Annotated in this window: 21 protein-coding genes; 2 read left to right on the top strand and 19 right to left on the bottom strand. The window is 42.9% G+C overall.

Translation table 11 applies throughout. From position 1 onward, the window contains the following. Positions 1-5 precede the first annotated feature (5 nt). From ACI39P_RS09345 to ACI39P_RS09335, 3 genes are all read right to left on the bottom strand, one after another. Positions 6-410 (bottom strand): YlbF family regulator, encoded by a 405-nt coding sequence (locus ACI39P_RS09345; protein WP_439720401.1) that lies wholly within the window; start codon positions 408-410, stop codon positions 6-8. 11 nt (positions 411-421) lie between these two features. Further along, complete coding sequence (gene miaB / locus ACI39P_RS09340) at positions 422-1,858, bottom strand: tRNA (N6-isopentenyl adenosine(37)-C2)-methylthiotransferase MiaB (protein WP_439720400.1); 1,437 nt, start codon at positions 1,856-1,858, stop codon at positions 422-424. A 108-nt stretch (positions 1,859-1,966) separates the two neighbouring features. Further along, complete coding sequence (locus ACI39P_RS09335; protein ID WP_439720399.1) at positions 1,967-2,458, bottom strand: prolyl-tRNA synthetase associated domain-containing protein; 492 nt, start codon at positions 2,456-2,458, stop codon at positions 1,967-1,969. 416 nt (positions 2,459-2,874) lie between these two features. Here ACI39P_RS09335 and ACI39P_RS09330 point away from each other — a divergent pair, with 416 nt between their 5' ends. Further along, complete coding sequence (locus ACI39P_RS09330) at positions 2,875-4,128, top strand: DUF4147 domain-containing protein (protein WP_439720397.1); 1,254 nt, start codon at positions 2,875-2,877, stop codon at positions 4,126-4,128. 85 nt (positions 4,129-4,213) lie between these two features. Here ACI39P_RS09330 and ACI39P_RS09325 read toward each other — a convergent pair whose 3' ends face one another. From ACI39P_RS09325 to ACI39P_RS09315, 3 genes are all read right to left on the bottom strand, one after another. Then, the gene (locus ACI39P_RS09325) at positions 4,214-5,560 is read right to left on the bottom strand and encodes an aminotransferase class III-fold pyridoxal phosphate-dependent enzyme (RefSeq protein WP_439720396.1); all 1,347 of its coding nucleotides are present in this window, start codon (positions 5,558-5,560) and stop codon (positions 4,214-4,216) included. Between the two features lie 135 nt (positions 5,561-5,695). Then, on the bottom strand, positions 5,696-6,796 hold the full coding sequence (locus tag ACI39P_RS09320; protein ID WP_439720395.1) for a YkvI family membrane protein: 1,101 nt from the start codon (positions 6,794-6,796) through the stop codon (positions 5,696-5,698). Between the two features lie 279 nt (positions 6,797-7,075). Next, positions 7,076-7,633, bottom strand: a complete 558-nt coding sequence (locus tag ACI39P_RS09315; RefSeq protein WP_439720394.1) for a cupin domain-containing protein — start codon at positions 7,631-7,633, stop codon at positions 7,076-7,078. A gap of 150 nt (positions 7,634-7,783) precedes the next feature. Here ACI39P_RS09315 and ACI39P_RS09310 point away from each other — a divergent pair, with 150 nt between their 5' ends. Beyond that, positions 7,784-8,698, top strand: coding sequence for a LysR substrate-binding domain-containing protein (locus tag ACI39P_RS09310; protein ID WP_439720393.1), 915 nt, complete (start codon positions 7,784-7,786; stop codon positions 8,696-8,698). A gap of 20 nt (positions 8,699-8,718) precedes the next feature. On the opposite strand, the gene ACI39P_RS09305 is transcribed toward ACI39P_RS09310, so the two are convergent. The 13 genes from ACI39P_RS09305 to ACI39P_RS09245 all read right to left on the bottom strand — a co-directional run bounded on the left by ACI39P_RS09305 (position 8,719) and on the right by ACI39P_RS09245 (position 19,866). Further along, positions 8,719-9,636, bottom strand: coding sequence for an AEC family transporter (locus ACI39P_RS09305; protein WP_439720392.1), 918 nt, complete (start codon positions 9,634-9,636; stop codon positions 8,719-8,721). A 92-nt stretch (positions 9,637-9,728) separates the two neighbouring features. Further along, positions 9,729-10,082 (bottom strand): 50S ribosomal protein L20, encoded by a 354-nt coding sequence (rplT, locus tag ACI39P_RS09300; RefSeq protein ID WP_320791769.1) that lies wholly within the window; start codon positions 10,080-10,082, stop codon positions 9,729-9,731. A 56-nt stretch (positions 10,083-10,138) separates the two neighbouring features. Further along, positions 10,139-10,339, bottom strand: a complete 201-nt coding sequence (gene rpmI / locus ACI39P_RS09295) for a 50S ribosomal protein L35 (RefSeq protein WP_439720391.1) — start codon at positions 10,337-10,339, stop codon at positions 10,139-10,141. Positions 10,340-10,390: 51 nt separating this feature from the next. After that, positions 10,391-10,885 carry a translation initiation factor IF-3 gene (gene infC, locus ACI39P_RS09290; RefSeq protein WP_290715466.1) on the bottom strand — a complete coding sequence of 165 codons (495 nt, stop codon included), beginning with the start codon at positions 10,883-10,885 and terminating at the stop codon, positions 10,391-10,393. A 306-nt stretch (positions 10,886-11,191) separates the two neighbouring features. Continuing rightward, on the bottom strand, positions 11,192-13,099 hold the full coding sequence (gene thrS, locus ACI39P_RS09285) for a threonine--tRNA ligase (RefSeq protein ID WP_439720390.1): 1,908 nt from the start codon (positions 13,097-13,099) through the stop codon (positions 11,192-11,194). A gap of 421 nt (positions 13,100-13,520) precedes the next feature. Continuing rightward, positions 13,521-14,426: a CorA family divalent cation transporter gene (locus ACI39P_RS09280; protein ID WP_439720389.1), complete on the bottom strand. Its 906-nt coding sequence runs from the start codon at positions 14,424-14,426 to the stop codon at positions 13,521-13,523. 144 nt (positions 14,427-14,570) lie between these two features. Continuing rightward, positions 14,571-15,254 (bottom strand): hypothetical protein, encoded by a 684-nt coding sequence (locus tag ACI39P_RS09275; protein ID WP_439720388.1) that lies wholly within the window; start codon positions 15,252-15,254, stop codon positions 14,571-14,573. 14 nt (positions 15,255-15,268) lie between these two features. Beyond that, on the bottom strand, positions 15,269-16,795 hold the full coding sequence (locus tag ACI39P_RS09270; RefSeq protein WP_439720387.1) for a DUF1538 domain-containing protein: 1,527 nt from the start codon (positions 16,793-16,795) through the stop codon (positions 15,269-15,271). Between the two features lie 302 nt (positions 16,796-17,097). Further along, positions 17,098-18,105, bottom strand: coding sequence for a tryptophan--tRNA ligase (gene trpS, locus ACI39P_RS09265; protein ID WP_439720386.1), 1,008 nt, complete (start codon positions 18,103-18,105; stop codon positions 17,098-17,100). Between the two features lie 35 nt (positions 18,106-18,140). Beyond that, positions 18,141-18,362 carry a PspC domain-containing protein gene (locus ACI39P_RS09260; RefSeq protein ID WP_439720385.1) on the bottom strand — a complete coding sequence of 74 codons (222 nt, stop codon included), beginning with the start codon at positions 18,360-18,362 and terminating at the stop codon, positions 18,141-18,143. A gap of 17 nt (positions 18,363-18,379) precedes the next feature. Continuing rightward, positions 18,380-19,069, bottom strand: coding sequence for a RadC family protein (radC, locus tag ACI39P_RS09255; protein ID WP_439720384.1), 690 nt, complete (start codon positions 19,067-19,069; stop codon positions 18,380-18,382). Then, on the bottom strand, positions 19,059-19,550 hold the full coding sequence (locus ACI39P_RS09250) for a DUF402 domain-containing protein (RefSeq protein ID WP_439720382.1): 492 nt from the start codon (positions 19,548-19,550) through the stop codon (positions 19,059-19,061). The genes radC and ACI39P_RS09250 overlap by 11 nt, the downstream gene beginning before the upstream one ends. Positions 19,551-19,575: 25 nt before the next feature. Further along, positions 19,576-19,866: an antibiotic biosynthesis monooxygenase gene (locus ACI39P_RS09245; protein ID WP_439720381.1), complete on the bottom strand. Its 291-nt coding sequence runs from the start codon at positions 19,864-19,866 to the stop codon at positions 19,576-19,578. Positions 19,867-19,992: the final 126 nt, after the last annotated feature.

Raw genomic sequence — 19,992 nt, 5'->3', positions numbered from 1 at the left:
TGGGCTTAGTGGCAGCCGCCGCCGCAGGAAGAGCAGCAGCTGGGGTCACAGCCGCCGGCAGCTTCAGGTTCTTCCCCTGTCAGAGTTGCTGTGATGATGCTGAATACGGAATTCATAAAATTGTTAAAATTCTGTTCTGCAACATACAAATCGGAAGCCAGTTTATTTGTTCTGATTGCTTCCCCTTTTTCTTTCATCTGTTCGTTGAAGGCTCTCTGTTCTTCTACAGGGATGCCGCCAGCCTGCATTTTTGCTTCGAAATCGTAGTGCAGTTTTGTATATTCTTCTACCAGCTTTGCGATTTCAGGGTCTTTTTCATACGCTTCCTTTGCAGCCAGCAGTGCTTCTACCTGAGGAGTTTTCTGCAGTTCTTCGCCCAATGCTCTTGCCATTTCAAATACTGTTGCCATACTTTTTCACCTTAAATCCTTTCACCAATTAAATAGAATGTTTTGTTATCGATGATTTTAACGGAAATCATCTGACCGATCATATCTTCTGTACCAGGGAAATGCACCAGCATATTATTGTCAGCACGCCCCGTCAAGATGGATTTATCCTGTTTGCTCATTTCTTCCGCAAACACAGTCAGCACCTTGCCCACCTGTTCCTGATGCACCTCATGCACAATAGGATTCAGCACATCCAGCATCCGCTCGAAACGATCCTTTACCACATCCTCGGGCACCTGATCCTCCATGGTTGCCGCAGGGGTGCCTGTCCGCTTGGAATAGATAAAAGTAAATGCTGTACTGTAGCGAGACTGACGGATGACATCCAGCGTTTCCTGAAAGTCTTCTTCTGTTTCGCCCGGAAACCCTACAATAATATCGGTGCTCAGCGTAATACCAGGCATAGCCTCTCTCGCCTTGCGTACCAGCTCCATATAGGATTCCTTTGTATAATGGCGGTTCATACGTTTGAGAATCTGACTGCTGCCGCTTTGTACCGGCAAATGCAGATATTTGCAGACCTTATCACATTCCGCCATCGCTTTTATCAATTCATCGGAAAGATCCTTAGGATGAGAAGTCATAAAACGGATCCGTTCAATCCCCTCCACCTCGTTTACCATCCGCAGCAGTTCTGCAAAGGAAACGGGAGTTTCCAGATTCTTTCCATAAGAATTTACATTCTGACCCAACAGCATAATTTCCTTTACGCCATCCGCTGCCAGCTTCCGTACCTCTGCCAATATATCCTCCGGGGTACGGCTACGTTCTCTGCCCCGCACATAGGGCACGATGCAGTAAGAACAGAAATTGTTGCAGCCAAACATAATGTTAACGGAAGCCTTATAAGGAAAATGCCTGATCGCCGGCAGATCTTCCACCACTTCATGCTGTTCCTGCCAGATATCATAAACCGTTTCGCCTGTTTCCATACGAGTTGCCACCAATTCGGGCAGCTTGTACAGATTAAAGGTGCCAAAAACGATATCCACATGACGGTATTTTTGACGCAGCGTCGCCAGAACCGTTTCCTGCTGCATCATACACCCGCACAGGGCAATGACAGCATCCGGGTTTTTGGTTTCTTTGTAATGCTTCAGCCAGCCCAGCTTGCCGTATACCTTCAGCTCGGCATTTTCCCGGACACAGCAGGTGTTATAGATAATGAAATCTGCTTCTTTTTCTGCCTCTGTCCGTTCATAGCCCATGGCCGAAAGCATGCCTTCCAGCTTTTCAGAATCATGGGCATTCATCTGGCATCCCATGGCCAGAGAGTAAAATTTCTTTTTCCGGCCGTTTTCCGCTTCGAAAGCATCATTCTGCCTGCGAATGGCCCGAATATATTCCAGCTGTCTTTCCAGTTCCAGATCACTGGGCTTGACAGCAGTTCCAGCTTTGATTTCCATTGTTTTTTCCTCTCAAACTGTGTTCATTTTGCAAAAAGATACTCTTTTCACAAGTATTTTTTAGTATAACACAAATGCAGGCCTTTCTCAACGATTTTTATGGGAAACTTACGCAAAAGAAACGATTTCCAGAGGGTTTCCATGTTCACGGATGATATGCAGCAAATCTTCTGTTGCCAGATAAACAGAAGCTGTATTTTCATTGGGATGTACCCCGATCTTCTTCATCTTCAGGAAATCTTCATCTAAGAAAACTTCTACTGCACAATTTTCATCATTCAGCACACCAAGGGGAGTCACTGCGCCCTTTTTCAATTTCATATATTTTTCCAGACGTTCCTCGGAAGCAAAGGACAGCTTCCCAATGCCCAGCCTTTCTCCCAGTTCTTTCAGGTTTGCCTGTTTATCGGCACGGATAACGATCAGAAAATGGCGTTTGCCCTTCTGATCCCGCAGGAAAAGATTCTTTGCGATATCCTCCATATCTTCCAATCCAAGCTCCTGCATTTCCTCAATTGTATATACCGCTTTATGCTCTACCCATTCAAAAGGGATTCCTTTTTCTTCTAAAAATGCTTTTATTTCCTGTTTTCCAAACATTTGCATCACTCCTTCTGCAAATCATTGTATCACAAAATCGATCCATAGAAAACATCCCATTTTTTTGGAATTTCAATGTATTTTCCTCAGAAATCCGCCTGTCCATATAAACAGCCAAGGTAAATCTATGGGCTAAACTATTTTCTTTGATTTGTTTACAGATTGTTCACATTTCAGCCATACCCAATTCATATTGAAAAGCTAAGATAAAGATGTCCTTAAGAGAAAGGACAGACATTACATAGTATACATACCCTCCCCTTTTTACTGAAAAGCACCTTTCCCTAGGTGCTTTTTTCGTATTCAAAAATAAAATCTTTTCTGAAAATGGTATTCTCTTTGTCCCTTTTCTTCTCTTTTTTCTTATGATACACTAATAAAAAATCCAACGAAATACCAAAGAGGTGTTATTAGAAATGAATCCGATGTTATCTGATGCAAAAAAAATTATTCTCGATGCAATTGAAGCTTCTCTGCCCGATGAAGCAGTAAAAAAAGCCATTTGCGGAAAAGATTTTGCTTTTCAGGGGAAAGTCATCGTCATTGCCATCGGCAAAGCCGCATGGAACATGGCCAAGGCCGCGGCGGAAAATATTCCCCATAAAATTGATACAGGCATCGTTTTAACGAAATATCATCATTCTCAGGGTGATATCCCCGGTTTTACCATTCTGGAAGCAGGGCATCCCCTCCCTGATGAAAATACCATCCAAGGGACAAAGAAAATCATTGCAGCCGTATCTGATCTAAACGAAAAGGATACTGTTTTCTTTCTGGTTTCCGGAGGCGGCTCTGCCCTATTTGAAAAACCTGCAGGCAGCCTCAGCTTGGCAAATTTTCTGGATATCACTGACCAGCTTTTAAAATGCGGCGCAGATATTGTAGAAATCAATACCATCCGCAAACATCTCTCCGCTGTAAAAGGTGGCAGATTTGCAGAACTCTGTGCTCCCGCCAATGTCTTTTGTATTGCTTTGAGCGATATCTTGGGGGACAGACCCGATTCCATTGCTTCCGGCCCTGCCTGCGCCGATACATCTACTTCCAAAGAAGCCTTCGATATCGTGAAAAAATACAACTTGCAGCTGACAGCCGAAATGCGGACCCAGCTTGCCAAAGAAACGCCAAAATCTCTTTCCAACGTAACTATGGAAATCACCGGCAGCGTAACCCAGCTTTGCCAAGACGCAGCCTCGACAGCGAAACAGCTCGGCTATACTCCTATGATTTTAACAAACATGCTGGATTGCGAAGCCAAAGAAGCAGGAAAATTTCTGGCCTCCATCGCAAAAACCATTCAGAAAGATGGCCTGCCTATAAAGCCGCCTTGTGCTATCATCTGCGGCGGTGAAACCATCGTCCGCATCACAGGCAAAGGCAAAGGCGGCAGAAATCAGGAGTTTGCCCTTTCCGCAGCCGAAAGTATTGCCGGCATGGAAAATGTTGTGATTGCAGCAGCAGGCTCCGATGGCACCGATGGACCTACAGACGCCGCCGGCGGCATTGTAGATGGCAATACGAAGTCTATTTTAGAAAACAAAGGGATCTCTATCCCTGCCATTCTGGCAGAAAATGATTCCAACAGGGCTTTGGCAGAAGCAGATGCCCTTCTGATCACTGGCCCTACAGGTACCAATGTCAACGATATTTCCCTTCTTCTTTGCAAATAATCTTATCCGATGTACACAAAAAAGAACCGCCCGGTAAACCGGAGCGGCTCTTTTTATCATTATTCTTTTGTGAAAAAGATTTTCATTACCAACCAGCGCGGAATTTCATTACATCATCAGGGATATCCCCATTCAGATAATCCTGAATAGATGCTTTGATAATTTCGAAACCTTTTTTCAGATTTTCAGGTCTGATGTTCAGAGGAGGCTGGATTCTCAGAATATTATCTGCCAGAGAAATAACCAGCAGGCCTCTTTCATATGCTCTGTACAGAATCTTAAATGTACCTGTTGCATCAGGAACATCGTTGCCATTTTCATCTTTCTTTGTAATAACGATACCTCTGGAAGTATTGATCCCTCTTAAGCCGGTAGCAACATCAGGGAATGTGGCACATACATCATCCAGGCATTCCTGCATCAGTTTTGTATTTTCAGCCAGGATTTTCTGGAATTCTTCAGACTGCATATAGTCAAAAGCTGCAACACCGGCTGCACAAGCAGTTGCGTTGCCGCCCAGTGTAAACAGATGTGCAGGTGCAGGCAGGCAATCCATGATTTCCGCTCTTGCCATGAAGCCGCCCAGAGGGAAACCAGCACCAATGGATTTCCCCATGATGATACCATCAGGAATGATATCAAAATGTTCGATACCAAAGAATTTGCCTGTACGATAGAATGCCTGCTGAACTTCTTCGGAAATAAACAGGATACCATGTTTCTTACACAGATCATACAGCTTTTTCATAAAGATGGGATGTGCAGCCAACAGCCCTGCATCACCCTGAACAGGTTCGATGATAACTGCTGCAACTTCATCTGCAGGCAGATAGGTTGCAAATGCTCTTTCGATATCTGCGATACATTCTTTTTCACATGTTTCATCATCATAAGATGCATCATAGTAAGGGAAGCAATAGATATCAGGCAGCATAGGGCCCATTTTTGCACGCATACGTGTTGTTACCATAGACATGGAGATAGAACCATATGTGCTGCCATGGTAAGCATTGATAAATGTAATGATTTTGCTTCTGCCTGTATAAGCTCTTGCGAATTTTACCGCAGCATCGTTGCCGTCGGAACCACAGTTGCCGAAAACGATCTTGGCAGGAACACCACCAGGATATACGGAAGTCAGTCTTTCTGCATATTCAATACTTTTTTTGCCGTATGTATAGGCAATTGTATACTGAGAATAATTATCCAGCTGTTCTTTTACCGCTGCAGTTACTACAGGATGGCAGCTGCCCAGATTCAGAGAAGATGCACTGGACAGGAAATCGATGAACTGATTGTCATCTTCGTCGTAAATCACATCCTGATCGATTTTTTTAATTACCATAGGATAATAAGACAAGTGCTGCGTAGGGGCAATAACCTTCTTATCCCTTTCAACCAAAGCGTTGCATTTTTCAGTATTCAAAGCCATTGATACCACTCCTCACTTTTCTTTGACTTATTGCGTCAAAAATTCTTTTGTGTTTCATGTTTTTAGATAAAAACAATTTAGAATTTATTATAGTACTCTGAAAAAATTTGTCAACAGAAATTCGGTTGATTCACGTTAAATTTTTTTAGCCTTATAAATTTTATACAAGCCCAATGTAAGAATAGGGATTACATATACAATGAACATTACCCACGCCAGTGTGCCGTACCCTTTTGCAATCAGGCCTGTCAGCCCAAAGGAGGAAATCGCTGTAGTACCTGCCAGCAAAACAACTGCAACTACAGGTGTTGTCCATTTCGGTGTTTCCCTGCCCTTATTCTTGAATGCTTCATCAATACGATCTGTAATGGAGTAAATCAGACCAGAACCAGTTTCGATCAATGTACCAAACAATACAATCTGGAAAACATAGCGCAGCCAAGGCATATTCATCTGAGACAGAATAAAGTCAATTGGCAATTCCTGATCGATGATAACAGGATAAAAACCACACATGGCAATAAACAGGATGATACCAGGCAAAATACCGATGAAACCGGAGATGATACCGGCAATCGCTGCATCCTTAGTCGATTCGCTGTGTTTAATGGTATACAGAACAGCAATGATGATAGCCAGATTGTAAAATGCATACTGGAAACCACCCACTACCCAGTTACCTGTTACAGGAACAGAAGCAATATTCCCTGCAATCTGGTCACTGAAATTTGCAAATACCAGAACTAAAAACAGGAAATATACACCATATAGCACGAAAGACCATGCGGACAGCACTTTTTCAATCAGACTGGAGCCATTCATAACCAGTGCAAATACTGCTACAGACATCCCAATGACACCAATCCATTTATTCAAGCCGAACAATTCATGCAGAATCGAACCGGCAGAAGCGGATACAACTGCCAGCACGATAACGATAAAGCAGATATACGCTATTTCAAAAATAACCCAGCCAGGTCCCATCAATTCTTTCATAAAGCTTTTGTAATCGTATTTTTTAAAAATCTGTGCAAAGGCAAAGGAAACCGCACAGATGATAGACCATACCAACAGGGATACGATACACATCCCTAAAATACCCCCTTTGGGGCCGTATCCCATAAAATATTCCACCAATTCACGGCCTGTGCCGTAGCCGCCAGCAATAACGCAGGACTGGAAAACAATACCGGGAACAAAGTATTTTTGGAATTTTTTTGATGTTAAGATACTCATAGATTTTCCCTCCCTCAAAGCTCATTTGTCATTCTACAATGTCTTTTTATCTTCTGTCGACCTTTATCTTTTGTTGAAACCAAATATAAATAAATTAAATTTAATTTAGCTATATTATATTCTTGCAAATCTTGTCTGTCAATAACTTTTTAAATATTTTTTAGTATATTTAAATTATCAGAAAAAATATAGCTATTTTATACACTTATCGTGAATTTTAGGAAAAAAATAACAGCCCAGTATAGAATTCTGTCGAATTCTGCTGGACTGAATTTAGTATTAGTAAAGTGCAGGAGAAATGGCTGTCACAGCTTCTACTTCTTCCTCGCCGGGATTATAAAGCTGATGATATGTCTTGGGAGGCACATAGATGCTGTCTCCCGCATGAAGTGTATAAATTTTATCGCCGATATGATATTCCAGTGTACCTTTTAAGACAAGCGTACATTCCCCAGCCTCCTCATGATACTGCACAATAGTGCTGCCCCAGCTTTTGGGCCCAAGGTGAAAACAAAGCACTTCCATTTGTGTGCAAGTATTTTTAGTACGGCTATAGGGTGTTACGAACTGGTACTCCATATTGATATCAGCAAACTGGATCTTTGTTCGTTTATCCTTTGTGATCACAGTTACTTCTTCCTGTTCTTCCTGAGAAAACAGGGAGACCAGCGGAATTTCCAAGCCTTCTGCAATACGCATCAATACGGAAAGTGAAGGACTAATGAGGTTTCTTTCAATCTGAGAGATATAACCCGGTGTAACCTCTGCTTTTTCCGCCAAATCTTTTGCTGTAATTCCCTTTTCCATGCGGATTGCTTTAATTTTTTCGCCTATCACGTTGTCCATCTCCCTTCATTTCCAGTATTATACTACAAATACCGATGTCTTTTCAACGGAAACATTTCATTCGGTTTCAACCAAAATTCTTCTTGCCTTTTCGGCTCCTTCTTCGTAAGATAGAATCAGAATGCAAAAGGAGGAACTGATATGGAGCTTCGCAATATCAAATCATTCATCAAAGTAGCAGAGTTTGAGAATTTTTCCAAGGCTGCAGAGGCATTGGGCTATGCCCAATCCACCATTACTACCCAAATCCAGCAGTTAGAAGAAGAATTAGGTGTAGATTTATTCGACCGCATCGGTAAACGGGTGACACTCTCTGAAAGAGGCCGCACCTTCCTTGCCTACGCCAATGAAATGCTGAAGCTGGAGGCAGAAGCTCTGGAATCTGTATCTGAAAATGATGTTCCCTGCGGTGTGCTCCGCATTGGCATTTTGGAATCTGTGGCTAGTTCCTTTTTTCCTCCTCTGATGAAAGAATATTTTAACAAGTATCCAGAGGTCTCTGCGGAAGTAAGCCTCGGAACGACTCTGGAATTATATGAACAATTGGAAAAAGGTATTTTGGATGTCATTCTGTTATTGGATCGCCCTGTTTACCGTCCCGCTTTGCAGACAGTCTATTCCAAAACCTGTACCGTTCCTTTTTTCGCTGCCGCAGATCATCCCCTTGCCGGTGCGGAAAATATCCCACCCCAACGGTTGATGCAGGAAACCCTTTTCCTAACAGAAAAAAACAATAATTACAGACAGGCCTTTGATGAAACAACAATGGCATTGGGTGCAACAGTAAATCGCATGCAGGAAATTGCTAACAGCACCTGTATCCTCTATTTTACAGAGCAGAATCTCGGTGTCTCTCTTTTACCGGATTATCGCCTGCGTTCCGCTCTGCAGGAAGGAAAGATCAAGCTTTTTTCTGTAGAAGGCTATGACATCCGTATGGATCTGCAGGTTTTATATCATCGGCAAAAATGGGTTTCTCTGGCCATGAAACGCTTTACAGAATCTGTTGAAAAATACCTTTCCGGTTTCTGTACACACAAAAAGCCCGGATTTTAATATCCGGGCTTTCTTTTTGTTCAATATACCTTTAGAAAAATCAGCAATAAAGTCATCACTACCATACTAAAGGGCAGCATAAAGGAATTCAAGACTGCTGCCACAGAACGATTGTAGCCGCAGCGTTCCGTATAGATAGGTGCCACACTGAGAATAGGTGAAAAGACGATGATTGCTAAAATCTGCCGATACATCAACGGCACAGGCAGGAAATGATAGAGCAGCAGCGCAAAAACGATACCTAAGGCCATGCGCAGCAAAAATACCCCTGCCATATCCTTCCACTCACTTTTATTGATCTTTGGCTCAAAAAGGATACCGATAAGCAACATTGCCAGAAAAGCATTGGCCTGCCCAATCATCCCCGCAACCGTATAAACAGGCTCAGGCAGCTGGATTTTTCCTGCACAAAGCAGGATCATCACCAGATAGGTCACAAAAGGCATGGAAGAAAACAGTGTCTTTAAAATTTCCTTCCCATTAACCCCCTCCTTCCCTTTTGCAATCATCATAGCAATGGTAAAGGTTAGGCCAAAGCACATGATGGCATTGCCCACATCGAACATGCAGACCAACGCTACGGCATCTGCCGCAAAAAAACTGGACATATAGGGCAGCGTACAAAGACCAATATTATAGCCTGACGTATTGATAATGTAAAACGCCCTATGAGCAGGGGATTTTTTCCGCGTCAGCAAAAGCACTACGGCAATTGCAGCAACATGAACCCCAAAACCAACCCCGATAGCCATTAAATAGCTGTGGTTCAGCTCCAATCCCTGAAAATTATAAATAATCGCCATAGGCAATGTAATCTTTAGTACCAATTTACTGAGAAACTCACTGTCGCCCAAAGAAAACAATCTAATTCTTTTTAAAATAAAGCCAAGTGCAATCATAAATAAAAAACCAAAGGCTTTGACGAAAACAGTTTCCAAAAGCGATTCCCTCCTTTCTTTATAGAAAGAAAAATAGAAAGAAAAAGGCTCCCTCAAAAGGAAGCCTTTCATGTTTCATTTATTAAAATGAATTAGATATTTGCTTTTGCTGTTTCAGCCAGTTTTGTGAAAGCAGCGGGATCAGATACAGCCAGTTCAGCCAGCATTTTTCTGTTGATGTTTACGCCAGCTACTTTCAGACCATGAATCAGTTTGCTGTAAGAAATATTGTTCAGTCTAGCTGCTGCGTTGATTCTTACGATCCACAGGCTTCTGTATTCTCTCTTTGTCTGTTTTCTGCCGGCAAATGCGAATGCCATTGCTTTCATTACAGACTGTTTTGCTACTCTGTACTGTTTGCTTCTAGCACCACGGTAGCCTCTAGCCAGCTTCAGTACTTTTTTATGTTTTTTTCTAGCGTTCAGCGCGCCTTTTACTCTTGCCATTGTAAAGTCCTCCTAATTAAATATACTCGAAAAATAGTTGTCCCAAGACTGCTTGATTATGCGTAAGGCAGCAGTGTCTTTTTGATTTTGTTTTCAACTGTTCTGTCAGCTGTTGTAGCGTGTCTCAGGTTTCTTTTTCTCTTTCTGGACTTTTTGCCAAGAATATGCTGTGTATTGGATTTGTTTCTTTTCAGTTTACCTGTGCCAGTAACTTTGAATCTTTTCGCTGCTGCTTTTTTTGTTTTCAACTTAGGCATTGTATTATCCTCCTAAAAATGTTTTGTGATAGTTTTCTTCCGTTTTACGGATCAGTTCTTTGGTGCCAGGAACATAACCAGGCTCTTGCCTTCCATTTTAGGCTGTTTATCCACTACGCCGAATTCTTCTGTTGCTTTTGCGAAATCTTCCATGATCTGCATGCCAACTTTGGAATGACCGATTTCACGGCCTCTGAAACGGATGCTGATTTTAACCTTGTCGCCGTCCTTCAAAAATTCGTTTGCTTTTTTGACTTTTACCTGAACATCATGGGTATCGATGCTGGGGGACAAACGCAGTTCCTTTACATCAACAGTTTTCTGTTTCTTTCTGGCTTCTTTTTCTTTCTTTGCCTGATCGAATTTGTATTTACCGTAGTCCATGATGCGGCATACGGGGGGTTTCGCTGTTGGTGCGATCTTTACCAGATCCAGCTTTCTTTCGTCAGCGATTTTCTGGGCTTCCCTAGAGGAAACGATACCAAGCTGTTCGCCGTTTTCGTCGATCAGTCTGATCTCTTTGTCCCTAATTTGTTCGTTAATCATTAATTCAGTAATTGTCAAGCACCTCCCAAATAGACTGTTCCACATGCGCCTTTATAATAAAATAAAAAAGCGCCGGAAGAATCCGCCGCACACAGAAAAACAGAGCTTACCCCTGTTTCAAATACTGTATTAACCCTATTTGCTCATGCCATAAGGTGAGAAGCGGAACTTCTTCTTTGTTTACCGTAGTAGTATACCATGGGTATACACGAATGTCAAATCTTTTTTCTATATTTTCTGCTTTTTTCAGAAAATACAGGCGAGAGGAATTCCCCTCGCCTGTTGCATTTCTTCTCTTTTTGAAAATCAATCCAGAACTTTTGTTTCAATTTCTTCTTTGATTCTTGCGATGAAATCTGCCAGAGCAACCTGACCTTCTTCGCCATTCTTTCTGGAACGCAGGGAAACCATATTTGCTTCCTGATCTTTTTCACCAACAACGATGATGTAAGGTACTCTTTCGTTTCTTGCTTCTCTGATCTTGTAACCGATCTTTTCTGCACGGTTGTCTGTTTCTACACGGATACCTTCTTTATCCAGTGCATCTGCTACACTCTTCGCATAATCTGCGAATTTTTCAGAAATAGGCAGAATCTTAACCTGTACAGGGGACAGCCATACGGGGAACTGACCTGCAAAATGCTCGATCAGGATGCCAATGAAACGTTCGATGGAGCCGAAGCATACACGGTGAATCATAACAGGACGTTTCTTTGTGCCGTCTGCTGCTGTGTATTCCAGTTCAAATCTTTCGGGCATCTGCATATCCAGCTGAATTGTACCGCACTGCCATGTTCTGCCGATGGAGTCTTCCAGATGGAAGTCGATCTTAGGGCCATAGAATGCACCGTCACCTTCATTGATAACATAGTCAATGCCGTTTTCATCCAGAGCATTCTGCAAACCAGCTGTAGCGATTTCCCAAGCTTCATCGGAACCCATGCTGTCTTCAGGTCTTGTAGAAAGTTCGATATGATATTTGAAACCAAACAGCTTATAAACGCCGTCAATCAGGCTGATTACGCCGGAAATTTCATCTTTGATCTGTTCTTCTGTCATGAAGATATGCGCATCATCCTGGTTGAAGCAACGAACACGCATCAGACCATGCAGTGCACCGCTCTTTTCATGTCTGTGAACCAGACCGATTTCAGCCACGCGCATAGGCAGATCTCTGTAGGAATGCATTTCCTGCTTATAAACCAGCATACCGCCGGGGCAGTTCATAGGTTTTACAGCATAGTCTTCCCCATCGATGACTGTTGTGTACATGTTATCTTTATAGTGTTCCCAGTGACCGGATCTATACCACAGTTCTCTGTTCAGGATGATAGGTGTGGAGATTTCAACATAGCCTGCTTCTTTGTGGATCTGTCTCCAATAATCCAGCAGTGTGTTTTTCAGCACCATACCTTTGGGCAGGAAGAAGGGGAAACCAGGGCCTTCATCCATCAGAGCAAACAGTTTCAGTTCTTTGCCCAGTTTTCTATGGTCACGTTTCTTTGCTTCTTCCATCATGTTCAGGTAAGCTTCCAGTTCGGATGCCTTAGGGTAAGCTGTACCATAAATTCTGGACAGCATTTTGTTCTTTTCAGAGCCTCTCCAGTAAGCGCCGGCAACAGATGTCAGCTTGATGGCTTTTACATTCTTTGTGCTCATCAGGTGAGGACCTGCGCACAGGTCTGTGAAGTCACCCTGTTTATAGAAAGAGATAACTGCATCTTCAGGCAGATCCTGAATCAGTTCTACTTTATAGGGTTCTTCTCTTTCTTCCATATATTTGATCGCTTCTGCTCTGGGCAGTTCAAATCTTTCGATAGGAATATCTTCTTTTGCGATCTTTTTCATTTCTTCTTCCAGTGCAGCCAGTTCTTCTTCTGTGAAGGCTTTTTCTCTGTCGAAGTCATAGTAGAAGCCATCTGCAATGGCAGGGCCAATGGCAATCTTTGCTTCAGGGTACAGGCGTTTTACAGCCTGCGCCAGAATATGAGATGCTGTGTGGCGGAATGCCATCTTACCAGCTTCATCTTCAAAAGTGCAGATGGAAACTTCTGCGTCTTTTTCTACAACATAACGCAGGTCTTTTACTTCGCCGTCAACGATGCCTGCACAAGCATTTCTTGCCAGACCTTCGCTGATCGCCTTTGCGATTTCCAATACGGATACAGCGCCGTCAAATTCTTTTACAACGCCGTCTTTCAATGTGATCTTCATAGTCTTTCTCTCCTTTTTATTCAGAACATTTTTTTCAAAAGCAGATGTTTTTGGGCAAAAGAAAAGCCCTTCATCCGCTTTCCTCTACGAAAAGGGACGAGAGCACATACTCCCGCGGTTCCACCCTAATTGTTCATTAAAACCACTCATTTTTTTGACGATAACGGAGTCACCGGGCTGTATTGGAGCCGCTCAGAGGTGGTTTTCATACACTCTCCCTAGCAGGATGCTTACACCCATGAAGCAGAAACTTCAAGGCACCCCTCTCTGTAGCATCAGGAAAGGACTACTGTCCTCATCAACGCATTCACAATATCTTGTATTTAATACATTGCTAATTATACCATGTTGAACCATTCTGTCAACAGTTTTTTGAAAATTTGTTCTGGAGAATTTTACAGATGTCCGCCAAGAGGGAACATCAAAACCATTTTTTCTTTTTAAAAATAGCAATAACAGCCAAAATGCAGACCACAGAAATCAGTGTAACAAAAAAATACCCGTGTTTCCAGCCATATTCCGGCATATCAAAATTCATGCCATACCAGCCTACAATCAGAGTTAGAGGCAGAAAAATGGTGGTCACGACCGTAAAAATTTTCATGGTGGTATTCAAACTGATATCCACCTCTGCCTCATAACTTTCCCGCACTTGGGTCACATATTCCCGCATGTTTAATACATTCTGAAAGCGGCGTTCTGTCCTTCTGTAAAGCATTTTAAAAGAGCGAAGCGTCTTTCCGTCAAAGATGCCGTTTTCATTCTCTATCAGAATATCCAGCACATTCAAAAACTGTTCATAGTATTTCTTCAAGACCATGAGCCGTTTCCGCAGGCTGATGATTTCCGAAACGCAGTCCCGCTTTCCTGTGGCGATCAGCGCCTGTTCCAAATCCATGATCTCTTTTTCAATCCCATCAAAGGCAAGGTCGTCCCCTTTGGTCTGCATTTCAAAAAAGGCGAACAACACTCGCTCTCTGGTGCACTTTTCCCCCAGAAAAATAAAAATATCCTCTAAAAGCTTTTCCACTTCTTCCTTGCGGGAAGTGAAGAAAAAGGCTCTCTCTTGCTCCAGAAATGAAACTACACTGCCCTTGCTCAGAAGGATATTTTCAAAATCCAGCATTTCCAGACTGACACAGTCAAAGGTCTCATAGGAATCATATCGCCCATAGCTAAACCGCCTGGCTTCTTCCAGCACATCCATGGGAAGATTATGTTTTTTTGCTGCCGCATCCATTTCTTCATAGGAAAACAGACCGATAAAGCCATCTTTGGGGGTCTCTCTTGTTTGTTTCCATGTGCCTTCCTGTATCAGGTAATACATACTCATCCCTCCTGTGATAGCTTTTGTAAAAATAGAAAATTCATGCAAGACCTTTGGCAGGGCTTTTAATACTTATCTTTTTATAAATAAAAATACTGAACCTTATAATCAGATTCAGTATTTTAAAAACAGTTTTCTACATCATTATCCCAGTCTTACCATATCCTCAATAGCTAGAGAGCAAACAGTCCCTCTTGCCTCCGTTTTCATTCCATGCTTACTATTGATTGCTTCCATGATATCTTTCCGTTTGCTAGAGGGAGAAACGATAGCAATGATCTCTTTTTCCTTCTGCACCGTAATGCCATAGAATTCCTCTGCACTTTCACTGCCTGCCCAGCGGGCATGGATGATCGTACCGCCGCGGGCACCTGCCTTTCTGGCTGTATCCATCACTTCTTCTGTGAAGCCCTGATTGACTGTCACAAGAATCATACTATTTTCCATTCCTTCTTCCATCATAACATCCTCCCTTCCCTGCATTTCCCGAACGGGCATCAGAATCGCCAATGCCAAAACATGGGACATAGCCGTAATCTTCATATCAAATACGATCCCCTTGGAACGGGCACTGCCCCGCAGTTCATTATTCAGATCCCGCATCAGCTGATTCACCAGTGTAGCCTTGCCAACGCTGAATACAACATCTTTTTCCAGGCTATCTAAACCAAGAAGATCCATGATTTCCGAGGTTGCTGTCCCCTTCCCCGCACACTGCAGATGATGGGTGACTTTCTGCCCATTGAATAACTCGATCATATTTCTGCCTTGTCCCCGTTCCACAATAGAAACAATGAGCTTCATGGGTTCCATTGGTAAAATTCTCATCTCATCACCTCATCTCAGTCAAAATACAGGATATCATCTTCCAGTTGAGCAAGCTGCACTTCGATATAACGCTGTTTTGCTTTTTCCTTCATCTGTGTAAGAAGGCCCATCAGCTGAATCGTAATCAAAGGAGTCATCGCTACCATCGCAACGATACCAAAGGCATCCGTCATAATATTGCCGCCCATGGCCTCACAGGCCCCCATCGCAAAGGGAAGCAGAAACGTGGCAGTCATGGGGCCCGATGCCACCCCGCCGCTGTCGAAGGCGATGCCGGTAAAAATGGGAGACACAAAACGGGTCAGAAGCAATGCAACAGCATAACCGGGAATCAGGAACCACAAAACAGAAATCCCCGTCAAAATACGCAGCATGGCAATGCCTACAGAAATACAAACGCCAATCGATAAAGCACTCTGCATCATTTTCGCCGTCACAAAACCATTGGAGATCTCTTCTACCTGTTTTGTCAACACATGTACCGCAGGCTCTGCCGCAACGATAAAATAGCCGATGACCATACCGATGGGGATCAGCAGCCAGGAATGGCCGCTTTCCGCAATGCCTGCACCAATCATCTGCCCCACCGGCATGAAACCAACGTTCACACCGCAAAGGAACAAACACAATCCCAAATATGCAAAAACAAAACCCATTACAATACGCATCAACTGATGATGCTTATATCGTTTGTGCAATAGCTGAAAAACAATGAATACCAAAACAATGGGAACCAGCGCAACTGCCACCTCACCCAAATATTCCGGGAACGCATGGGCAAATAACGCCGCTGCATCCTTCGTGGTTTCCACCACAGGAATTTCTGTTGCGGAATACAACGCTGAATCCGGTTCATAAAAGACTCCTAACAGCAGCACCGCCAGAATCGGCCCAACACTGCAAAGGGAAATCAGGCCAAAACTATCTTCACGGGAATTCTTATCGCTTCGCAGGGTAGCCATACCAATCCCCAGAGCCATGATAAAAGGAACTGTTACAGGGCCTGTCGTTACACCGCCGCTGTCAAAGGAAACGGGCACAAAGGAATCCGGTGCCAGAATAGCCAACCCAAACACAATGGCATAAAAGAACACCAACATCTTTGCCAGCGGAATATGAAACAAGATACGGATCTGGGCAACCATCAGAAAGAACCCTACACCAGCTGCCACAGCCAAAATCAAAATCATATTGGGAATTGCCGGAACCTGCTCTGCCAAAACCTGCAAGTCAGGCTCCGCAATGGTGATGAGCATCCCCAAAATAAAGCAGATCAGCAAAGGTCCGCCAATATTTTTCGCACGGCTCATTTCCACACCAATGCCTTCCCCCATAGGCATCATAGACATATCCGCCCCCAAGGTAAAAAAGCCCATCCCTAAAATCAGCATCAGCGCGCCAAACAAAAACAGCACCAATGCGCCGGAAGAAAGAGGCATCAACGTCACACTGAGCAGGAGCACGATGGCTGTCAGCGGCAAAACCGATGCCAATGATTCTGCTATTTTTTCCTTTAATTTTATATTTTGCAGCAAACGCATTCTCCTTTCTGCAAATTAGGTTAAATTTGTCCATTTCTCTTCATATTAACCGAAATAAAGCGATTTCACAGTCAAATCCCCCTAATTTTACTAGGTTTTTCTTTTATTCTAACATTTGGTAAAAATCTAGTCAATGTATGTTAAGACTTCTTAACATAAAATTTTCATTCACTGCACTTTTGTTCATTTTTTGTTTACTTTTTGTTCATATTCTTGTTTGCAGATTCATACAATATGATTTTTCAAAAGGAAAGGGCGCACTGCTTTGTGCGCCCTATTTCTCAAAAAAACGATAACTTTCCTTATCTGATACGGGGAGGAAATCCCACTTTTTTCTGTACTTTTGTCAATGTTCTGTCTGCCAGACGGCTTGCCTTTTCTGCTCCGCTCTTAATAATAGCATCCAGATAATCTTTATTTGCTTCCAGTTCCTTTACACGTTTCTGTACAGGTTCCAAGTCGGCAACCACAGCTTCCCCAACGGCTGTTTTGAATGTACCATAACCCATACCGGCAAATTCCTTTTCCGCTTCCGGAATGGTTTTCCCTGTCACTGCGCAATAAATGCTCAACAGATTGGAAATACCGGGTTTATCCTCGCTGAAACGAATCTCGTTATCAGAATCTGTCATCGCCCGTTTCATCTTATTCATGATAACCTTAGGGTCATCCATCAGTGTGATGATATTATTCTGATTTTCATCGGATTTAGACATTTTCTTTGTAGGATCCTGCAAAGCCATAACGCGGGCCCCAACCTTGCCGATATATGCTTCGGGAACCTTAAATACATCACCGTATACACCATTGAAGCGGCTGGCAATATCTCTGGTCAGCTCCAGATGCTGTCTCTGGTCTTCTCCGACGGGTACCAGGTCTGTCTGATACAGCAGGATATCTGCCGCCATCAGGGTCGGATATGTGAACAGACCTGCATTGATATTATCTGCATGCTTTGCGCATTTATCTTTGAACTGGGTCATTCTGTTCAGCTCGCCCATATAGGTATAGCAATTCAAAATCCAGCCCAATTCCGCATGCTGAGGCACATGAGACTGATAATACATAATATTCTTTTCGGGATCCAAGCCTACTGCCAAATACTGCACCAACAGATCTCTCGCCTGTTTCCGCAGCTTTACAGGATCCTGACGCACCGTGATCGCATGCATATCTACAATACAATACAGACAGTCATATTCATCCTGCAGTTTTGTCCAGTTTTTCAGTGCCCCCAGATAGTTTCCCAGTGTGATCACACCGGAGGGCTGCATGCCACTGAAAATACGTTTTTTCTGTTCTTCCGCCATTTTTACAAACACTCCTTCATGCTGTCTCTTCTCATTTAATTTTTTTCTTCATATTCCACATCGATGCAGCCGGGGTCTTCCGGAATGATAAACACACAAGCCACATAAGCCACAATACCGATAAATAAATTCAGTAATGTTCCTAAGACCCAAACCAGACGTATAATCGTCGCATCTACACCAAAGTATTCTGCAATACCCCCACATACACCAGAAATTTTCATATTATTTTTCGAACGATACAGCTTTTTATCCATAAAAATTCCTCCTTATTTTATGTTTTCTTTTTTAGCATACCATCCCGAAAGAAACTAAAATATTCCCCTTCTCCAACGATAATATGGTCTACAACTTCTATATCAAGAGGCTCCAGCATCGCTTTCAGCTGCATTGTCAAATCAACATCTGCATTAGAGGGCTTCACTGAACCACGGGGATGATTATGGCAAAGCACAACTCCTGTCGCATAATATCGCAATGCTTTTTCCAATACTGCTCTGGGCTGCACATACACCTGCCCAACTGTTCCTTCCGCGATTTTCGCTGTATGAATCACCTTTCTTCTGCTGTCCAGACAAATCACATAAAACCGTTCTGTCACGCAATAGGCCAGCAATGCCGTACAATACTCTGCCGCCCGTGGAATAGAAGTCAAAGCCGGCTTCTGTTCCAGTTTTTCCCTTTGATACCTTCGAATCAATTCATGGAGCATAGAAAGAAAAATTGCGCTTTTTTCTCCTACCCCCGCAGTCTTTTGAATCTCATAAGGATCTGATTCAATCAGATTGGAAAAGGATCCAAATTCTGTCAGCAGCCGATGCGCAATCTCATTGGTATTCCCTCTGGGAATTACACCGTACAGCAACATTTCCAGCAATTCATGATCTGCAAAGCTATCGGGGCCTGTCTGCAGAAAGCGTTCCCGCATGCGGTCTCTGTGCCCGTCGTGTACGTTACTGCCCATTTTCTGCACCTTCTGTTTCAATAAAACGCAGCAATTCCGGCAGCCCGCCGTTATAGATCACTCCCAGAAGTTCATCCAGTCTGCGTAAAGCCAATTTCACTTCTTTCTCTGTGATGATACCCGCTTCCAAAACATCCGCAATCTCCGCCAGGTCCACCACCTTGACTGTGCCATTGGGGGAAATGATGATGTCCGCCAGCAAGTCTGTAAAGAGATAGCTATCTTTCAATTCATCATACGCTGTATCTATAATATCACAATAATAATAAACAAGCTCATCCTTTTTGTTTAAGAATTTACTAATTTTCCACCCTTTTTCCAAATAATAACAGGATATGCCATGGCTGAATTTTTCCTTAGGATGCAGCACATTCCATTTTGTCACCATCACAGCATCATCCTGATAGGTGATGACATCGTCCTTCAAATACACGATCTCGTTGGGCATAAATCTCTTTCTGTAAAGTTTCGGCACTGCCATAACACCACTCTTTTCTTTCTTCCCCTTAAAAATCAATGATTACGCATTTAGATACTTCAGAAGGTTTTGTACGCAATGCCCCCAACATAGGAACATATGTCTGAAAATATGCACTGGCTCTGTGGGCTTCCAGCGCAGCTTCATCTTTATATTTTTCAATAAAATAAAAAACCGTATCCTCTGTTTCATCTTTTGCCAGATCATAGGAAAGGCACCCGGGTTCTTTTCTAGTCTCTTCCGCCAGTATTCCGGCAATACGGATAAATTCCTCCTGATTTCCTTCTTTCAATGTATTTTTCGCAATCAAAACAATCATTTGATTATCCTCCTTTGTCTTTCTTTGTATGACTTTTACTTATTATAAAGAAATATAAAAGAAAAAACAACCATAAAAGAAACCCCTGCCGAAAAAGGCAGGGGCTTTCGTACTAACCGTAATGAT

Source organism: Anaerotignum sp. (assembly GCF_051877975.1).
GTDB lineage: Bacteria > Bacillota > Clostridia > Lachnospirales > Anaerotignaceae > Anaerotignum_A.
The sequence above is the reverse complement of the archived record's forward strand: the minus strand, read 5'-3'. Positions and strand labels throughout refer to the sequence as shown.

Coding starts and splice junctions, on each gene's coding strand:
- ACI39P_RS09345 (WP_439720401.1), bottom strand. CDS start 410: ATGGCAACAGTATTTGAAATGGCAAGAGCATTGGGCGAAGAACTGCAG.
- miaB (WP_439720400.1), bottom strand. CDS start 1,858: ATGGAAATCAAAGCTGGAACTGCTGTCAAGCCCAGTGATCTGGAACTG.
- ACI39P_RS09335 (WP_439720399.1), bottom strand. CDS start 2,458: ATGTTTGGAAAACAGGAAATAAAAGCATTTTTAGAAGAAAAAGGAATC.
- ACI39P_RS09330 (WP_439720397.1), top strand. CDS start 2,875: ATGAATCCGATGTTATCTGATGCAAAAAAAATTATTCTCGATGCAATT.
- ACI39P_RS09325 (WP_439720396.1), bottom strand. CDS start 5,560: ATGGCTTTGAATACTGAAAAATGCAACGCTTTGGTTGAAAGGGATAAG.
- ACI39P_RS09320 (WP_439720395.1), bottom strand. CDS start 6,796: ATGAGTATCTTAACATCAAAAAAATTCCAAAAATACTTTGTTCCCGGT.
- ACI39P_RS09310 (WP_439720393.1), top strand. CDS start 7,784: ATGGAGCTTCGCAATATCAAATCATTCATCAAAGTAGCAGAGTTTGAG.
- rplT (WP_320791769.1), bottom strand. CDS start 10,082: ATGGCAAGAGTAAAAGGCGCGCTGAACGCTAGAAAAAAACATAAAAAA.
- rpmI (WP_439720391.1), bottom strand. CDS start 10,339: ATGCCTAAGTTGAAAACAAAAAAAGCAGCAGCGAAAAGATTCAAAGTT.
- infC (WP_290715466.1), bottom strand. CDS start 10,885: ATGATTAACGAACAAATTAGGGACAAAGAGATCAGACTGATCGACGAA.
- thrS (WP_439720390.1), bottom strand. CDS start 13,099: ATGAAGATCACATTGAAAGACGGCGTTGTAAAAGAATTTGACGGCGCT.
- ACI39P_RS09280 (WP_439720389.1), bottom strand. CDS start 14,426: ATGTATTACCTGATACAGGAAGGCACATGGAAACAAACAAGAGAGACC.
- ACI39P_RS09275 (WP_439720388.1), bottom strand. CDS start 15,254: ATGAGAATTTTACCAATGGAACCCATGAAGCTCATTGTTTCTATTGTG.
- ACI39P_RS09270 (WP_439720387.1), bottom strand. CDS start 16,795: ATGCGTTTGCTGCAAAATATAAAATTAAAGGAAAAAATAGCAGAATCA.
- trpS (WP_439720386.1), bottom strand. CDS start 18,105: ATGGCGGAAGAACAGAAAAAACGTATTTTCAGTGGCATGCAGCCCTCC.
- ACI39P_RS09260 (WP_439720385.1), bottom strand. CDS start 18,362: ATGGATAAAAAGCTGTATCGTTCGAAAAATAATATGAAAATTTCTGGT.
- radC (WP_439720384.1), bottom strand. CDS start 19,069: ATGGGCAGTAACGTACACGACGGGCACAGAGACCGCATGCGGGAACGC.
- ACI39P_RS09250 (WP_439720382.1), bottom strand. CDS start 19,550: ATGGCAGTGCCGAAACTTTACAGAAAGAGATTTATGCCCAACGAGATC.
- ACI39P_RS09245 (WP_439720381.1), bottom strand. CDS start 19,866: ATGATTGTTTTGATTGCGAAAAATACATTGAAAGAAGGAAATCAGGAG.